The sequence below is a fragment of the Sulfitobacter sp. THAF37 genome (assembly GCF_009363555.1).
In the GTDB taxonomy this organism is placed as follows: domain Bacteria; phylum Pseudomonadota; class Alphaproteobacteria; order Rhodobacterales; family Rhodobacteraceae; genus Sulfitobacter.
In genome coordinates this window covers 1,067,458-1,084,320 of the sequence record NZ_CP045372.1, presented here as the reverse complement: position 1 = coordinate 1,084,320, position 16,863 = coordinate 1,067,458, and the positions used below count along the sequence as shown (strand labels likewise).

Sequence of the window (16,863 nt, the reverse complement as noted above, 5' to 3'; positions counted from 1 at the left end):
GTTTCACGTGAAACATTTTGATGTGATTGTCATTGGCGGCGGCCATGCTGGTACCGAAGCCGCGCACGCAGCTGCCCGGATGGGTGCCGCAACCGCGCTGGTCACGATGCGCCGGGAAGATATCGGCGTGATGTCTTGCAATCCGGCCATTGGCGGACTGGGTAAAGGGCATCTTGTCCGCGAAATTGATGCGATGGACGGGGTTATGGGCCGCGCCGCCGATGCGGCCGGTATACAATTCCGGTTGCTGAATCGCCGGAAGGGACCGGCTGTGCAAGGTCCGCGCACCCAGGCTGACAGAAAGCTGTATCGGCAAGCCATGCTGAAAATGACAGAGGACCAGCCCAGCCTAGACATCGTCGAAGGGGAGGTGGTTGATTTGCTGCTGGACGGTCAGACTGTGACCGGAGTGGAGCTGGGCAACGGCGAAAGGCTAGGGGCCGCCGCTGTTATTCTTACTTCCGGGACATTTCTCCGGGGCCTCATTCATGTCGGTGACGTATCCTACTCCGGTGGGCGGATGGGGGATCGGCCTTCGGTCAAACTTGCTGAGCGCCTGGACCAGTTCCAGCTACGTATGGGCCGCCTGAAGACCGGCACGCCACCGCGCTTGGACGGGCGCACAATCAATTGGTCTGAGCTTCAGATGCAGCCGGGTGATGATGATCCGGTCCTGTTTTCCTTTCTTTCGGATCGTCCCACCGCTCCGCAAATCGCCTGCGGTATCGCGCACACAAATGAAAACACCCACGAGATCATCCGGCGAAATCTGGATCGGTCTGCGATGTACGGTGGCATGATCGACGGCACAGGCCCCAGGTACTGCCCATCTATCGAAGACAAGGTCGTTCGGTTTGCCGAGAAGACCTCGCATCAGATCTTCTTGGAGCCGGAAGGCGTTGATGATCATACAGTCTACCCGAATGGCATCTCTACGTCTTTGCCCGAAGACGTTCAGGAGGCTTACGTTCGTTCCATAAAGGGACTGGAAGACGCGGTTATTCTGCAACCGGGGTATGCTATCGAATACGATTACGTTGATCCGCGGTCATTAAAACCGACCCTTGAATTGAAGGATGTTCGGGGGCTTTTCCTGGCGGGGCAGATCAACGGGACCACGGGTTACGAGGAAGCCGCAGCACAGGGTTTGGTCGCGGGCCTGAATGCCGTGCGCCTGGTCAGAAGAGAAGAGGAAATCCTGTTTAGCCGCGCGGAAAGCTATATCGGTGTGATGATTGATGATTTGACCACGATGGGGGTAACGGAACCCTACCGTATGTTTACCTCGCGGGCGGAATTCAGGTTGTCGCTCAGGGCGGATAACGCGGACCAACGACTGACGCCGCGCGCCATTTCTATCGGTTGCATTTCCGAGAAACGGATCGAGATATTCAACCGCAAGCTGGCTGCGCTGAAGAGTGCGAGGTCGATGTTGGACGCGCGGTCATTTACGCCGAAGGAGATCAAAGCGGTCGGGATAACCGCCAGCCAAGATGGCGGCCGCAAGACGGGAACACAGCTCCTGTCTTTTCCAAAAACAGAATTCTCTGACATCGCACCCTTGTTCCCAGAGCTTGAGGCGCTCGATCCTGCGCTTAAGCGCCAAGTGCAATATGATGCGCTTTACGCGAACTATCTTGCGCGCCAGCAAAAGGATATTGATACCCTTCGGAAGGACGAGGGCTTCGCCATCCCGGATGATTTTGATTATGCCGGTCTGGACGGGCTTTCCAACGAACTCAAAAGCAAGTTGATCGCCGCAAGACCGTCGAACCTGGCGCAAGCCTCGAGGATCGAGGGTATGACACCGGCGGCGCTCACGTTGCTTCTGTCGCGGTTGCGGCGTTTGAGCAGCCGGTTGAAGGCATGAGTTCATTGGAAGATTTGAATGTTTCACGTGAAACATTGGAACGTCTTGAGCAGTTCTCATCGCTCGTTGCGCGTTGGACCGTGAAAATCAATCTGATATCCAAGAGCACCTTGGACGATATTTGGCGACGGCATATTCTTGACTCGGCGCAGCTGTTCGATCTGGTGCCGTCCTTTGATCATTGGGCGGACCTCGGAAGCGGTGGTGGCCTTCCCGGTATTGTCTTGGCCATTTTGGCGAAAGAACAAAACCCGGCTGGCCAGATCACTTTGGTTGAAAGCGATCAACGAAAGGGGATATTCTTGAAAACGGCGATCAGAGAGCTGGATTTGAACGCGATCGTTCTGACCGAGCGTATTGAAAAAGTGCCGCCGCTGAATGCGGATGCTTTGTCTGCGCGCGCGCTATCTGATCTGTCTACGCTTCTGACATTTGCAGAACGTCATCTGGTCAACCACGGTACCGCTGTTTTTCCCAAGGGGCAGAACTGGCGGAAAGAGGATGAAGAGGCCCGCAAAACATGGTCATATTCCCTCGATCCCGTTAAAAGTAAAACCAGCGCCGCCGCCGCCGTTTTGTTGATCAAGGATATTAAGCGTGTCTGACTTGTCCCGTCCCGAAGGGCCGAAAATAATCGCTGTAGCCAATCAGAAGGGGGGCGTTGGCAAGACGACGACGTCCATTAACCTCGCTGCCGCTCTGGTAGAGCAAGGCAAGCGCGTTCTGTTGGTGGATCTTGATCCCCAAGGAAACGCATCGACCGGGCTTGGCGTTGAAAGTAACGACCGGGAATACACGACCTACGAGCTGTTGCTCGAAGACATCGAGCTGGATGATGTTGTCCAAAGAACAGCGTTCGACGGCCTTTTCATTGTCCCGGCCACAGTCGATCTGAGCTCGGCGGATATTGAGTTGATCTCGAACGAGAAACGCAGCTTTCTCCTGCATGATGCACTGCGCCAGACAGCGATGGATGCATTCGCCCTGGACTATATCCTGATCGACTGTCCCCCGTCACTGAACCTTCTGACGGTCAACGCGATGATTGCGGCCCATTCGATCCTCGTGCCGCTGCAAAGCGAGTTTTTCGCGTTGGAAGGTCTGTCCCAACTCATGCTGACGATCCGTGAGGTACGGCAAAGTGGAAACAAGGATCTTCGCATCGAGGGCATCGTCCTGACAATGTATGATCGCAGGAATAACCTCTCCCAACAGGTTGAGAACGATGCCCGCAGCAATCTGGGTGATCTCGTGTTCGAAACGGTCATTCCCAGGAACGTCCGAGTCAGCGAGGCGCCCAGTTTTGCGATGCCCGTATTGTCTTATGATACCACGTCCAAGGGCGCATCCGCCTACAGGGCGTTGGCGAAAGAGCTGATAAAGAACAATTCAATATGAGGGTACGGCATGTCGGATAAACAGGAACGCAAGCGTGGGTTGGGGCGTGGGCTATCTGCCCTGATGTCGGATGTCACGGAAACAGAGCGCGTGGCAGCCCAGGGGATCGAGGCCGCGGAACGGTTTGTTCCGATCGAGCAGATTTCGCCGAACCCGGAGCAACCAAGGAAGCGGTTTGCGCAGTCCGATCTCGACGATCTGGCATCGTCGATAAAGGAAAAAGGCGTCATCCAGCCCTTGATCGTGCGGGCGCGAGACGACGATAGTTTCGAGATCGTCGCGGGTGAGCGTCGTTGGCGGGCCGCCCAGCTTGCCCAGCTGCACGAACTTCCTGTGATTGTGCGGCAATTCTCCGACGTGGAAGTTCTGGAAGTCGCGATCATTGAGAATATCCAGCGCGCCGATCTGAATGCCATTGAAGAGGCGGCAGGCTACAGACAATTGATGGATAAATTCGGCCACACTCAGGAAAAGATGGCCGAAGCTCTGGGAAAAAGCCGTAGCCATATTGCCAACCTGCTGCGCTTGCTCAGCCTGCCCGAAGGGGTTATCGAAATGGTGCGGTCGGGCGATCTGAGCGCTGGACATGCGCGGGCACTGATCCCGGCATCCGATCCATTGAAGCTGGCACAAGCCATCGTAAAAGGTGGCCTGTCCGTTCGTGCGACTGAGGCCCTGGTGAAGAAAGAGCAGCAGCAGGGAAGCGACACGACAAAGGCCCCGGCGGCCAGGTCAACCAAACAGGAGAAAGACGCCGACACCAAAGCGTTGGAAGGGGACCTGTCCGCATCTCTGGGCATGAAAGTCAGCTTGGACCACAAGCCTGGTCAGGAATCAGGGCAATTGACGGTGAGGTATGAGTCGCTCGACCAGCTGGATGAGCTTTGCCGGATCCTGGGTGGAAATTAATCCGACAACAGCGCCTCAATTACCGCATTTAGAACCATAAACCCTTGATCTGTAACGGTAATTCTATCTCTGGTAGCGTTGATCATGCCAATGTCCGACAGATGATCAAGTGTCCCCGGATCGAGCGGCGCGCCAGCCAGCGTCGCGTACCGATCCGGGTCTATCCCTTCTTTCAGGCGAAGACCCATCAATAGAAACTCAGCAGCCTGATCCGCGCGGGACAGAGCGGCGCGGGGTTTCTCGGCGGTGCCATCCCGGACGCCGTTCAGCCAGCGATCGGGTTGTCCATAGCATTCCGTCGACCATTTGCGGCCCGAGATGGTCAGGCGTCCATGCGCACCCGGACCAATGCCGACATTATCACCGTAGCGCCAATATATCAGGTTGTGCCGAGACTGGGCACCGTCACGGGCATGGTTCGAAACCTCATAGGCCGGCATACCCCTGTCTTCGCAAATATCCTGCGTCAGGGCATACAGGTCCGCGCCGAGATCCTCGTCTGGCAGCCCACGGAGTTTGCCGCGCGCATAGCGATCAGCAAACGCGGTGCCCCCCTCGATCGTCAGCTGGTATAGCGAAAGATGATCTATCGCGAGGGACAGTGCCTGATTGAGTTCCTTCCGCCAAGCTTCCAATGTCTGATCTTGTCGGGCATATATCAAATCGAAACTGACACGCTCAAACTGGTTACGGGCGATGTCGAACGCGGTCAGCGCCTCGGACACGCTGTGCAAACGGCCAAGTCGCCGCAGGTCCGGATCGTTCAGCGCCTGAATCCCCATCGAGACGCGATTGACCCCGGCTTGTCGGAAGGCGGCGAACCGTCCGGCTTCGACCGATCCGGGGTTCGCCTCTAGCGTGATTTCGAGATCGTTCGCGGTGGGCCAATGATGCCGAATTGCGGCGATGATAGCGGCCACCGTTTCAGGCGCCATCAGGCTCGGGGTTCCGCCGCCGAAGAAAACGGCATTCAGCACCCGACCTTGCGTTTCCCCTGCGGCGCGTTCCAGTTCGGCAAGATACGCGTTCCGCCAGGCGGTTTGGTCAATGCTGCGGCTTACATGGCTGTTGAAGTCACAGTACGGGCACTTCGCTTCGCAGAACGGCCAGTGGATGTAGAGGCCGAACCCGCCGTTTTGCCAGTCTTCAGTCAAAGCAGCCGCTGAGCAGTTTGGCGAAAACATCGGCCCGATGACTGATCGCGTTCTTCTGCTCGGCGGTCATCTCCGCGAATGTCTGTTCATGCCCGTCCGGCTGAAACATCGGGTCGTAGCCGTGACCGAGGGCGCCGCGGACCGGCCAGACCAGCGTGCCTTTGACCTTGCCCTCGAAAACCTCGTCATGACCGTCAGGCCAGGCCAGAACCATTGTGGCGCGGAAACGCGCGCGGCGAGGGTGGGGGGCCTGTACCTCTTCAAGCAGATCCTGCGTCTTTTGCATCGCCATCATGAAGTCGCGACCCTTGGGTGTCTCGGCCCAGTCGGCGGTATAGACGCCAGGCGCGTTGTCCAGCGCCTCGACCTCGATCCCGGAATCGTCCGAAAGCGCGGGGATGCCTGTGGCTTTGGTTGCGGCATGCGCCTTGATGCGGGCATTGCCGACAAAGGTATTTTCGGTCTCTTCCGGTTCGGGCAGGTTCATTTCTGCCGCGCCGACAACGCTGACGCCGTGGGGCGCAAACAGCTGTTGCAGTTCCTCCAGCTTGCCCGCGTTATGCGTGGCAAAGAGGATGCGATCCTCTGTGAACTTGCGGGTCATGCCGTCACGGATTTCTGGATCGCTACCAGTTCGGACACGCCTTTTTCAGCGAGGTCCAGAAGCTGGTTCATCTGGTCACGGGAATAGGTCGATCCTTCGGCGCTCATCTGAACCTCGATCAGCTTGCCCGAGCCTGTGATGATAAAGTTGCCGTCCACACCGGCTTCGGAATCCTCGGGGTAATCCAGATCCAGCACTGGCTGGCCCGCATAGATCCCGCAGCTGACCGCCGCAACCGGATCGACCAGCGGGTCGGAGACGACATCGCCAGCCTTCATCAGTTTGTTGACGGCAAGCCGCAGGGCGATCCAGCCCCCGGTGATCGAGGCACAGCGCGTGCCGCCATCGGCCTGAAGCACATCGCAGTCGATGGTGATCTGGCGTTCGCCCAGCGCGACACGGTCCACTCCGGCGCGCAGGGCACGGCCGATCAGACGCTGGATTTCGACTGTCCGGCCCCCTTGCTTGCCCGTGGCGGATTCGCGGCGCATCCGCGTGTTCGTCGCGCGGGGCAGCATGCCGTATTCAGCTGTGACCCAGCCGAGCCCCGAGCCCTTGATGAAAGGCGGCACCCGATCCTCGATCGTGGCGGTGCACAGCACATGGGTATCGCCCACCTTGATCAGCGCGGAACCTTCCGCATGTTTGGTAAAGCCGACATCAACAGAGACAGCGCGCATTTCATCGAGTTTCCGGCCAGAGGGTCGCATGTATCATCCTTTTTGAACTGCCTTCGGCATAGCGTCGTGGTGCCGCTGGATGCAACCCCGATTGACGTTTGCCCAAAGCCTACCTTTATTAGGGGCATGAACGAGACTTCGGATCTTCTGAAAGAGATGAACGAACGATCCCGCGAGGTGTTTCGCCGGGTCGTTGAAGGTTATCTTGCCAGTGGCGACCCCGTCGGATCCCGCACGCTGACCCGCGATTTCAGCGAAAAGGTCAGCGCCGCGACGATTCGGAATGTCATGCAGGATCTGGAATACATGGGCGTTCTGGGGTCCCCGCACGTCAGCGCCGGTCGAATACCCACGCAGTTGGGGCTGCGGATGTTCGTGGACGGCATGATAGAGCTTGGCGACCCGACAGAGACCGACCGCGAAAAGATCGACGCCACGCTTGGTGACAATGCATCGGATGTCAGCGGGCTGCTCGACCGCGTGGGGTCGGCGTTGTCCGGCGTTACACAGGGCGCTTCACTGGTACTTACGCCCAAGCACGAAGCGCCGATCAAACATATCGAATTCGTTTCGCTGTCGAACGATCGCGCGCTCGTGGTTCTGGTGTTCTCCGACGGGCACGTGGAGAACCGTCTGTTCGCCCCGCCTCCCGGTCAGACGCCGAGTTCCATGCGGGAGGCGGCGAACTTTCTGAATGCCCTGGTGGAGGGCAAGACGCTGAGCGAACTGCAACGGAGCATCGCGCAGACCATTGCGGCGCGCCGACAGGAAATAGACGTGTTGGCCCAGCAACTGGTGGAGAGCGGGCTGGCCTTGTGGACGGGGGACGACGAGAATTCCGAACGGTTGATCGTCAGAGGACGGTCGCATTTGCTGGGAACGGATGCAGAGGAAGAGGACCTGGCGCGTATTCGATCCCTGTTCGATGACCTGGAACGCAAGCGTGACATCGCCGAATTCCTGGAACTGGCCCAGGCGGGCGAGGGCGTACGCATTTTTATCGGCTCAGAGAACAAACTTTTCTCACTTTCGGGTTCCTCTCTCGTCGTTTCCCCTTATATGAACGCTGATCGAAAGGTGATCGGGGCCGTCGGTGTGATCGGTCCCACCCGATTGAACTACGGTCGTATTGTGCCGATTGTAAACTACACTGCGCAACTGGTCGGTAAGTTGATTTCCGACCGGAGCTAGAGGGGAAAAATGGCTGAGCCAAAGAACGATGATTTTCTCGACGATATTGATGCGGCGGAAGAAGATGAATACGCGGATACCATTGCGGAAATCGACGACGAGGCGCTGGAACTGGATCAGTTGCGGGCGGAACGCGACCAGCTGAAGGATCGCTTCATGCGGGCGCTCGCCGATGCGGAGAACGCGCGCAAGCGGTCCGACAAGGATCGTCGCGAGGCCGAGAATTATGGTGGCTCCAAGCTGGCCCGGGACATGCTGCCGGTGTACGACAACATGAAACGCGCACTTGAAGCCGCCACGGACGAACAGAGAGAGGTTTCCGGCCCGCTTCTGGAAGGTGTCGAACTGACGATGCGCGAGCTGCTGAACGTCTTCAAGAAACACGGGATCGAGATCATCGCACCCGAAGTCGGCGACCGGTTCGATCCGAAACTGCATCAGGCCATGTTCGAAGCGCCGGTGCCGGAGACCAAGGCGGGCGACATCATTCAGGTCGCTGCCGAAGGTTTCATGCTGCACGATCGCCTGTTGCGTCCGGCGCAGGTCGGCGTGTCATCCATGACGGGCGGTTAGGCTGGCAATCGTTGCTTTCGTGTATTTAGTGAACAATGAAGAGGCGGTCAGTTCTTGGCCGCCTCTTTCAATTTGTACAGCAGGTCGAGCGCCTCGCGCGGTGTCAGTTCGTCCGGGATTATCGTGGCGAGCTGTTCGTCCACGACGGATTTCTGTTGCGGTTTTGGGGCGGGTGTCGGGCTGACCGAGAAGAGTGGCAAATCGTCGATCAGGGTCTTTTGCGTCGCACCCCCTTCGCGTTCGCCCTTTTCCAGCGCATCAAGCACAACCCGTGCGCGGGCGATGACGGTTTCCGGCAGCCCGGCAAGTTGGGCGACCTGCACGCCGTAGGACCGGTCCGCCGCGCCCTTTCGGACCTCATGCAGGAAAACGACCGTGCCTTCCCATTCCTTCACGGCGACCGTGGCATTGTCCGCACCCTCCAGCTTGTTGGAAAGGGCGGTCATCTCGTGGTAGTGGGTGGCAAAAAGGGCACGGCAACGGTTCACGTCATGCAGGTATTCCAGCGTCGCCCAGGCGATGGAAAGCCCGTCGTAGGTGGCGGTACCGCGGCCAATCTCGTCGAGGATCACCATCGCCCGGTCGTCGGCCTGGTTCAGGATGGCGGCGGTTTCCACCATCTCGACCATGAAGGTGGAGCGCCCGCGCGCCAGGTCGTCAGAGGCACCGACGCGGCTGAACAGCTGGCTGATCAGGCCAATGTGTGCGCTGTCTGCGGGAACAAAACTGCCCATCTGCGCCATCAGGGCGATCAGGGCGTTCTGGCGTAGGAATGTCGATTTACCGGCCATGTTCGGACCGGTCAGCAACCAGATGTGCGCGCCGTTTCCGTCGATGCTGAGGTCGCAGTCGTTGGCAACGAAAGGATCGCCGGATAGCTGTCGCAAAGCCCGTTCGACCACGGGGTGCCGACCGCCGCGGATATCGAAGGCGCGGCTTTCGTCCACCGTCGGCCTGATCCAGTTCTCGGCCTGCGCCAGGTCGGCCAGCCCGAATGCCAGGTCGATTTCCGCCAATCCGGACGCGGCGACACCGATCCGGGCGGCGTGATCCAGCACCGTTTGCCTGAGTTCCGCGAACAGACGCTTCTCGATCTCCAGCGCGTGATTGCCGGCGTTGAGGATCTTGGTCTCCAGTTCCGACAGCTCAACAGTGGTGAACCTGACCTGATTGGCGGTGGTTTGACGGTGAATGAATTTCTCGGACAGCGGTGCCGATAACATTCGTTCCGCGTGGGTTGCGGTCGTTTCGATGAAATAGCCCAGCACGTTGTTGTGCTTGATCTTGAGTGAGGAAATCCCGGTGTCAGAGACGTATTGCTGCTGCATGGCCGCGATCACGCTGCGCCCTTCGTCGCGTAGCTTGCGCGCCTCGTCGAGATCGTCGTTGTAGCCCGAAGCGATGAAGCCGCCATCGCGCGCCAATAGCGGCGGTTCGGCGATCAGGGCCTGATCCAGCAGATCGGTCAAATCGTCGTGGCCGTCCAGCCCGCTGACCGCATCTGCCAGGAGCGGGGGCAGCGTCTGTTTTCCGAGCGTCTGGGAGAGCATCGCGCCCTGGGAGAGACTGTTTCGGATGGTAGCAAGGTCGCGCGGGCCGCCCCTGTCGAGCGAGAGGCGCGAGAGCGCGCGGTCCAGATCGGACACCTTGCGCAGTATATCCCTGACCTCACGGTTGATACGCATGTCGTCATAGCCGAACGATACCGCATCCAGACGACGCTGAATCGTCTCTAACACGCGCGAGGGGCTCGAAATGCGGCGTTCCAGCAGGCGCGCGCCGCCAGCAGTGCAGGTCCGGTCCATGATGGCCAGCAGGGAACCGGCGCGGCCAGCGTTCAATCCGTGCGTCAATTCAAGATTGCGCCGCGTTGCCGCGTCGATCTGAACATGGCGGGCTTCGTTCTCTTTCTGAGGGGGGCGCAGAAGCGGCAGTTTTCCTTTCTGCGTGATTTCCAGATAGTCGATCAATGCGCCCATGGCGGAAATTTCAGCACGGGTGAAGCTGCCAAAGGCTTCCAGCGTGCCGACCTCGTACAGCGCGCAGATGCGTTTTTCGGCGTTTGTGCTGTCGAAGGCGGACCGCGCGACCCCGGTCAGGGCAACCCCGAACTCCGCTTCGAGATGGCGGTGTTCGGGTTCTCGCGCTTCGGACACGATCAGCTCTGCCGGGGCCAGACGGGCCAGTTCCGGGCCCAGGCGGATCGCGGGCAGGACCATCACGTGAAAAAATCCAGTCGAGATATCGACCCAGGCCAGCGCAGCCTCGTCCCGGACCTCGGCAAAGGCGGCGAGGTAGTTGTGCCGCCGCGCTTCCAGCAGTGTTTCCTCGGTCAATGTGCCGGGTGTCACCAGCCGTACCACGTCGCGTTTCACAACCGATTTATGGCCGCGTTTCTTCGCTTCTGCGGGGCTTTCCATCTGTTCGCAAACAGCCACGCGGAATCCTTTGCGGATCAGGTTCAGCAGATAGCCCTCTGCGGCATGAACGGGCACGCCGCACATCGGGATGTCGTCGCCGCCGTGTTTGCCGCGCTTTGTAAGCGCGATATCCAGCGCCTCTGCGGCGGCGACGGCGTCGTCAAAAAACATCTCGTAGAAGTCGCCCATGCGGTAGAACAGCAGGGCATCGGCGTAATCCGCCTTCAACTCAAGGTATTGCGCCATCATCGGCGTTGTTTTTTCGCTGCTCACCGGAACTCTCCCCTGATTGTGTGTCTGTACAAAAACAGGTCGCACAGCGAAAGGGCCGGTGTGGGCCTTCACGCTAGACGGGTTGATCTGGCGTGCTAAAAAAGACGTCGACACTCATGTGGCAGAAAGAAGTCGATCCCTTGCGCAACAAGATCGAACTACAGCTTCCCCCGGACGCCTTGTTCCTGAACCCCTGGGCCGATCCGGGGTTCAGCGTTCTGTGGCAGCCGGAGTTCATCTGGCGGCCGATGCCGCGCGCGGTGATCGAAGGCTTTGCCGCCAGCGCGCACGAGGAGATCAACCGCAAGATCACGTCGTTCCTGTCGGTGACGAAGAAGCAGAAAGTGTTTCGCGAGGCGCTGGAATTCAATGCGGTACCGGCCCTGCTGGAACAGGCGAGTTTTCGCAAATCCTATGTCATGGCGTCGGACCGTCTGCTGCTGAGTGGTGCGGCGGGAACCCGGCTGATCAATCGCTATCGTTGGGAAAACGAGGATGCCGATCCCGCGGTGGACATCACTTTGGAAGCCTTTCTGGCGGGCTGCCGAGAGGCCAATGAAGCGCGCCAGCTTCCGGTAATTTCGGACGTGTTGGATCCTGAAATGCCTTTTGCGGTCGAATGCCGTAACACGTTCAATTTCTATCACTTCCTGACCGAGGCGCTGCCGCAGCTGACCGTGCTGGACGGTTTGGCGTTTCAGGGCGACATCTATTTTCACTTTCCGAATTCCGAAGAAAAGCACCGCCCCTTCACCGAAGCTTTCGTCGAGGCGTTGTTTCCCGAATATGCCGGGCGCGTCTTTTTCGAGAGGGCACCCAAGGAATACGCGCGGGTTCTCACCGCCTATGATTTCAACGGCGGTCATGCGCAGATGCCGGAAAAGATGCTGGACGGTATCATGTCCTTCGCTCCGCCGGGTCTGGTAGAGGATGAAGACTGGCTGAACACCCGCCATAACGCGACCCTCGCCATGAACTCTGTCAGCAGCATGTTGCTGGCGTTGCGCAGCCGGGCGCTGGCCGCAATCGAAGGCGAAGAGTTTCCGCATCTGCCCAAAAGGTTCTTCGTGGGCCGAGACAGTCGGCAAAGCCGCGAAAGGCATATGGCAGGCGAAGATCTGCTGTTCGAGCACCTGAGCCTGTTCGGTTTCGAATATGTCGTTTTCGAGAACCTGCATCCGATCGAGCAGATCGCGCTGATGGCCCGTGCCGAGGTCATGATCTCGTACCATGGTGCCGGGTTTGCCAATATGCTCTTTGCCGATCCCGGCGCATATGTCATCGAAATCGGGACGTTGCAGACCGCACAGTTCCGGTGGGGCGATTTTTGGCCATTGGCGCATGCGTCGCAGTGTCGGTACATCAACTTTTTCGCTGATTTCAATACCGAAGACCCTTTGTCAGAGCCGCATTTCTCGAAGGACGGGATCGTCCCCGTTGCTTTGTCCGAACGGGCCGTGGCGCAGATCATGGCCTTTGTCGTCAGTGTCCTGGGCCATGTGCCCGAACTGAAATCCGTCGATGCCGTCGGCCGACTTGCCCGCGAACTTCTGCAGGCGGGGGCGGCGGATCGGGCGGTGGCCGTGCTGGAGAAACATGCGAAGCTGGTGATCGAGGATGTGGAGCTGTGTCTGTTGCAGGCAGATTGCCATAAGGAACTGGACGAGCCCAAGTCAGAGCTTGTCGCGCTCGACAAGGCGTTCAAAGCTGATACGGCGCGCTGGCGGACCCTGATCCGCATCATCTGGTGCGCCAACCGCGTCGAACGTCCGCAGGTCATCCGTTGGGCGCTGTCGCGGTTGAAGTCCGATTTCCCCGAACGGCATGACGCCTTTGTCAAAAATCACGAATGGGTGCGCTACGTCGCGTGATTCCGTCGCGTGCCGCGCGATTGTGCGCGGAACGTTTCATGTCTATTAGTCGTGAAAACTCCAAAGGGCCCTTTCAGTGTCAAGCAACCGTATCACCTCCGAAGAAGCACTTGCGTTCCATCTTGAGCCGAGCCCGGGCAAGTTCGAGATTACCGCGACCGTTCCGATGACATCCCAGCGGGACCTGAGCCTGGCGTATTCTCCTGGTGTGGCTGTGCCCTGCGAGGCGATCGCGCAAAACCCCGAGACGGCCTATGACTACACCAACAAGGGGAACCTCGTTGCCGTGGTCTCGAACGGGACGGCGGTGCTGGGCCTTGGAAACCTCGGCGCACTGGCATCGAAACCGGTGATGGAGGGGAAGTCGGTTCTGTTCAAGCGGTTCGCGGATGTGAACTCCATCGACATCGAACTGGACACGGAGGACACCGAAGCGTTCATAAACGCGGTGCGCCTGATGGGGCCGACCTTTGGCGGGATCAACCTTGAGGACATCAAGGCGCCCGAGTGTTTCATTATCGAACAGCGCCTCAAGGAAGAGATGGACATCCCGGTCTTCCATGACGACCAGCATGGAACTGCGGTGATCTGCGCCGCAGGATTGATCAACGCGCTGCATCTGTCGGGGAAAAAGATCGAGGACGTGCGGATCGTGCTGAACGGGGCCGGGGCCGCCGGGATCGCCTGCCTTGAACTGCTCAAGTCGATGGGTGCGCGGCACAACAACTGCATCATGTGCGATACGAAGGGCGTCATCTATCAGGGCCGCACCGAAGGCATGAACCAGTGGAAATCGGCCCATGCCGCCAATACCGAGCTGCGCACGCTGGAAGAAGCCATGAAAGGTGCGGACGTTTTCCTGGGCGTCAGCGTCAAGGGTGCCGTGACGCCCGCGATGGTCGAAAGCATGGCGGACAACCCGGTGATCTTTGCCATGGCCAACCCTGATCCCGAGATCACGCCGGAAGAAGCCCACGCCGTGCGTATGGATGCCATCGTGGCCACGGGCCGGAGCGATTATCCGAACCAGGTGAACAACGTCCTTGGCTTTCCCTACCTGTTTCGAGGGGCGCTGGACATTCACGCCCGCGCCATCAACGACGAGATGAAGATCGCCTGCGCCCATGCGCTGGCCAACCTCGCCCGCGAGGACGTGCCCGATGAAGTGGCGGTCGCCTATGGCAAGACGCTGACCTTTGGCCGCGACTACATCATTCCGACACCCTTCGATCCGCGTCTGATCCACCGGATCCCGCCTGCTGTCGCGCGGGCCGGAATGGATACCGGCGCAGCGCGGCGGCCCATCATCGACATGGACGCCTACGAGTTGAACCTCAAATCCCGGATGGACCCGACGGCGAACATACTGAGGGGCATCAATGCGCGGGCACGCAACAACCAGGCGCGGATGATCTTTGCCGAAGGCGACGACCCGCGGGTGCTGCGGGCGGCAGTGATGTACCAGCGCGCCGGACTGGGCAAGGCGCTGGTCGTGGGCCGGGAGGCCGACGTCAAGGCCAAGCTGCAGGCGGCGGGCATGGAGGACGCGGTGCGCGAACTGGAAGTCGTGAACGCGGCCAATACGCAGCATTTGGATACCTACAAGGATTTCCTTTACCAGCGGCTGCAGCGCCGGGGATTCGACAACAAGGACATTCACCGGCTCGCGGCGCGGGATCGTCACGTATTCGGCGCGCTGATGCTGGCGCATGGGCACGGCGACGGGCTGGTCACTGGCGTTACCCGAAAATCGGCGCATGTGCTTGAACGTCTGAACCACGTGTTCGAGGCAAACGCCGAACACGGCGCCGCCGGTTTTACCGCGCTGCTGCACAAGGGACGGATTGTTTTCATTGCCGACACGCTGGTCCACGAATGGCCGGACGAGACCGACCTTGCCAATATCGCGGAAAGCGGTGCAACGGTGGCGCGGCACATGGGGCTGGAGCCTCGGGTGGCCTTTGTCAGCTTCTCGACCTTCGGCTATCCGGTCTCTGAAAGGGCGGAAAAGATGCACCTCGCCCCCGAGATCCTGGACGCGCGGGGTGTCGATTTCGAGTACGAAGGCGAGATGACCGTCGATGTCGCGCTGAACGCCAACGCTCAAAAGCAATATCCGTTTTCGCGTCTGACCGGCCCTGCGAACATCCTGATCGTGCCTGCGCGCCATTCGGCCAGTATCTCGGTCAAGCTGATGCAGGAGATGGCAGGCGCCACGGTGATCGGGCCGATCCTGACAGGCTTGGACAAGAGCATTCAGATCTGCTCGACCACTTCCACGGCAAATGACATCCTGAACATGGCGATCCTCGCGGCCTGCAAGGTTGGCGAATGATCTGGAACCTCGGGTCGATCAATGCAGACAACTTCTACCGTCTGCCGCATCTGCCCGGACCAGGTGAGACGATCGCTGCGACCGACCTTCGTCAGGGCCTGGGCGGCAAGGGCGCGAACATGTCCGTGGCGGCCGCGCGGGCGGCGGCGCGGGTGATGCACATCGGCGCCGTGGGGCAGGACGGGACCTGGGCGCTGCAGCGGTTGCTGGAATACGGTGTGGAAACCGCGCATATCACCGTGATCGACACGACGACGGGTCATGCGAATATTCACATTGATGCGGATGGAGAGAACAACATCGTTCTGTTTCCCGGTGCCAATCACATGGTCACAGACCAGATGATCGGCGCGGCCCTGGCCGAGGCGTCGCCGGGGGATTTCCTGTTGATGCAGAACGAAACTTTGGGCCAACCCTTTGCCGCCGAAACCGCCAAGCTTCTGGGAATGCGCGTCGCCTATGCTGCGGCGCCCTTCCGAGCCGACAGCGTGACCCGGCTGATGGACAAGGTCGACCTGTTGATTCTGAACGCGGTGGAGGCACAACAGCTGGAGGACGCCACGGGAATAGCTCTGGGCGATCTGCCGATTGCAGATATCGTCGTAACCCTTGGCGCGGATGGATGCCGCTGGATTTCGGCAACCAATGAGGCCGAGCGCAGCTTTGCCGCTTTCCGGAGCGATGTGGTGGACACCACAGGCGCGGGGGACACTTTCACCGGATACCTCGTCGCGGGGTTGGACCGCGGGATGAAGATGCCGGAGGCGATAGAACTGGCGCAAAAGGCCGGTGCACTGATGGTCGCACGGCAGGGCACCGCCGACGTGATCCCAGATCTAAAGGATGTCCTGGATCACGATTTCGGGCAGGGCGCCTAGCCGACGAAAGGCGCGTTGCTGCCCCAGAGTTCCTTTACCCGCTGGTCCCTGCCGCAGCCGTTGCGATAGCGTTTGTAGGCGACGGATTTCTTGACGCCGATGCCGACGCTGCTGAAGGCCAGCCGGTCGCTGCTCTTGTAATAGTCCTGATGGTAGTCCCCGGCAGGATAGAAGGGCACGTCACCGAGCACCGGTGTCACAACATTCTGACCCAACGCGGCTTGCGCTTCGGCCTTGGCTTTCTCCGCCGCTGCCTTTTGCTGTGGCCCGTCAGCAAAGATTGCGGTGCGGTAACTGTTGCCGCGATCGCAGAACTGACCGCCCGCATCTGTCGGGTCGATGGAGCGGAAGAACAGGTTCAGCAGGCTGTCCACGCTCACCACGTCAGGGTCGAACCTGATCTGCACGGCTTCGTAGTGACCGGTGCCGCCGGCAGTGACCTGTTCGTAGGTGGGATTCTCAACCGTGCCGCCCGCAAAGCCCGAGATTGCTTCTTTCACACCGCGCACCGATTCAAAATCGGCCTCGACGCACCAGAAACAGCCGCCCGCGACGGTCAGTGTCCGGGTCTCGGCGGCCCGGGCCGTGCCGGATTGCACCACCAGGCCGACGGCGATCAATGCGCCAAGCGCCAGTGCCTTCAGCTGTGTCAGTCGCTTCATGGTCATCTCCCTCGTCCATCGTGTTGAAACGATGCTGGACCCGCA

The 16,863-nt window shown here is 59.6% G+C and carries 14 protein-coding genes; 9 read left to right on the top strand and 5 right to left on the bottom strand.

The annotated features are described in order from the left end of the window. Positions 1-7: 7 nt before the first annotated feature. The 4 genes from mnmG to FIU94_RS05355 are packed head-to-tail and all read left to right on the top strand — an operon-like array spanning position 8 to position 4,177. The gene (gene mnmG / locus FIU94_RS05370; protein WP_152464797.1) at positions 8-1,870 is read left to right on the top strand and encodes a tRNA uridine-5-carboxymethylaminomethyl(34) synthesis enzyme MnmG; all 1,863 of its coding nucleotides are present in this window, start codon (positions 8-10) and stop codon (positions 1,868-1,870) included. Next, a complete protein-coding gene (gene rsmG / locus FIU94_RS05365; protein WP_152464796.1) occupies positions 1,867-2,475 on the top strand; it encodes a 16S rRNA (guanine(527)-N(7))-methyltransferase RsmG in 609 nt (202 codons plus the stop codon). The genes mnmG and rsmG overlap by 4 nt, the downstream gene beginning before the upstream one ends. Then, the gene (locus FIU94_RS05360) at positions 2,468-3,268 is read left to right on the top strand and encodes a ParA family protein (protein WP_152464795.1); all 801 of its coding nucleotides are present in this window, start codon (positions 2,468-2,470) and stop codon (positions 3,266-3,268) included. Before rsmG ends, FIU94_RS05360 begins: the two co-directional genes overlap by 8 nt. Positions 3,269-3,277: 9 nt before the next feature. Continuing rightward, positions 3,278-4,177, top strand: a complete 900-nt coding sequence (locus FIU94_RS05355) for a ParB/RepB/Spo0J family partition protein (protein WP_152464794.1) — start codon at positions 3,278-3,280, stop codon at positions 4,175-4,177. Here the strand turns inward: FIU94_RS05355 and hemW are convergent. From hemW to rph, 3 genes are read right to left on the bottom strand one after another with little or no spacing between them, the layout of a single operon-like run. Then, positions 4,174-5,331, bottom strand: a complete 1,158-nt coding sequence (gene hemW / locus FIU94_RS05350) for a radical SAM family heme chaperone HemW (protein WP_152464793.1) — start codon at positions 5,329-5,331, stop codon at positions 4,174-4,176. The two genes, FIU94_RS05355 and hemW, sit on opposite strands and share 4 nt — an antisense overlap. Further along, positions 5,324-5,935, bottom strand: coding sequence for an RdgB/HAM1 family non-canonical purine NTP pyrophosphatase (rdgB, locus tag FIU94_RS05345; protein WP_152464792.1), 612 nt, complete (start codon positions 5,933-5,935; stop codon positions 5,324-5,326). Before rdgB ends, hemW begins: the two co-directional genes overlap by 8 nt. Further along, positions 5,932-6,645 carry a ribonuclease PH gene (gene rph / locus FIU94_RS05340; RefSeq protein ID WP_152464791.1) on the bottom strand — a complete coding sequence of 238 codons (714 nt, stop codon included), beginning with the start codon at positions 6,643-6,645 and terminating at the stop codon, positions 5,932-5,934. Before rph ends, rdgB begins: the two co-directional genes overlap by 4 nt. A gap of 96 nt (positions 6,646-6,741) precedes the next feature. Between rph and hrcA the strand changes: the two genes are divergently transcribed. Further along, positions 6,742-7,806: a heat-inducible transcriptional repressor HrcA gene (gene hrcA, locus FIU94_RS05335; protein WP_152464790.1), complete on the top strand. Its 1,065-nt coding sequence runs from the start codon at positions 6,742-6,744 to the stop codon at positions 7,804-7,806. 9 nt (positions 7,807-7,815) lie between these two features. Further along, positions 7,816-8,379, top strand: a complete 564-nt coding sequence (locus tag FIU94_RS05330; protein ID WP_152464789.1) for a nucleotide exchange factor GrpE — start codon at positions 7,816-7,818, stop codon at positions 8,377-8,379. Positions 8,380-8,426: 47 nt separating this feature from the next. Here the strand turns inward: FIU94_RS05330 and mutS are convergent, their stop codons facing one another. Next, entirely contained in the window at positions 8,427-11,048 is a 2,622-nt protein-coding gene (gene mutS / locus FIU94_RS05325) for a DNA mismatch repair protein MutS (RefSeq protein ID WP_152466954.1), read from the bottom strand. Positions 11,049-11,188: 140 nt separating this feature from the next. Between mutS and FIU94_RS05320 the strand changes: the two genes are divergently transcribed. From FIU94_RS05320 to FIU94_RS05310, 3 genes are all read left to right on the top strand, one after another. Continuing rightward, positions 11,189-12,943: a glycosyltransferase 61 family protein gene (locus FIU94_RS05320; protein ID WP_152464788.1), complete on the top strand. Its 1,755-nt coding sequence runs from the start codon at positions 11,189-11,191 to the stop codon at positions 12,941-12,943. Between the two features lie 76 nt (positions 12,944-13,019). Continuing rightward, positions 13,020-15,278 carry an NADP-dependent malic enzyme gene (locus FIU94_RS05315; RefSeq protein ID WP_152464787.1) on the top strand — a complete coding sequence of 753 codons (2,259 nt, stop codon included), beginning with the start codon at positions 13,020-13,022 and terminating at the stop codon, positions 15,276-15,278. Beyond that, positions 15,275-16,156 carry a ribokinase gene (locus FIU94_RS05310; protein ID WP_152464786.1) on the top strand — a complete coding sequence of 294 codons (882 nt, stop codon included), beginning with the start codon at positions 15,275-15,277 and terminating at the stop codon, positions 16,154-16,156. Before FIU94_RS05315 ends, FIU94_RS05310 begins: the two co-directional genes overlap by 4 nt. Here FIU94_RS05310 and msrA read toward each other — a convergent pair. After that, entirely contained in the window at positions 16,153-16,818 is a 666-nt protein-coding gene (gene msrA / locus FIU94_RS05305; RefSeq protein ID WP_152464785.1) for a peptide-methionine (S)-S-oxide reductase MsrA, read from the bottom strand. The genes FIU94_RS05310 and msrA overlap by 4 nt on opposite strands. Between the last annotated feature and the right edge of the window lie 45 nt (positions 16,819-16,863).

Excerpts from the sequence above, each read along its gene's own strand:
- rdgB (WP_152464792.1), bottom strand. The coding sequence starts at position 5,935 with ATGACCCGCAAGTTCACAGAGGATCGCATCCTCTTTGCCACGCATAAC.
- hrcA (WP_152464790.1), top strand. The coding sequence starts at position 6,742 with ATGAACGAGACTTCGGATCTTCTGAAAGAGATGAACGAACGATCCCGC.
- FIU94_RS05320 (WP_152464788.1), top strand. The coding sequence starts at position 11,189 with ATGTGGCAGAAAGAAGTCGATCCCTTGCGCAACAAGATCGAACTACAG.
- FIU94_RS05330 (WP_152464789.1), top strand. The coding sequence starts at position 7,816 with ATGGCTGAGCCAAAGAACGATGATTTTCTCGACGATATTGATGCGGCG.
- mutS (WP_152466954.1), bottom strand. The coding sequence starts at position 11,048 with ATGATGGCGCAATACCTTGAGTTGAAGGCGGATTACGCCGATGCCCTG.
- rph (WP_152464791.1), bottom strand. The coding sequence starts at position 6,645 with ATGCGACCCTCTGGCCGGAAACTCGATGAAATGCGCGCTGTCTCTGTT.
- FIU94_RS05355 (WP_152464794.1), top strand. The coding sequence starts at position 3,278 with ATGTCGGATAAACAGGAACGCAAGCGTGGGTTGGGGCGTGGGCTATCT.
- FIU94_RS05310 (WP_152464786.1), top strand. The coding sequence starts at position 15,275 with ATGATCTGGAACCTCGGGTCGATCAATGCAGACAACTTCTACCGTCTG.
- rsmG (WP_152464796.1), top strand. The coding sequence starts at position 1,867 with ATGAGTTCATTGGAAGATTTGAATGTTTCACGTGAAACATTGGAACGT.
- msrA (WP_152464785.1), bottom strand. The coding sequence starts at position 16,818 with ATGAAGCGACTGACACAGCTGAAGGCACTGGCGCTTGGCGCATTGATC.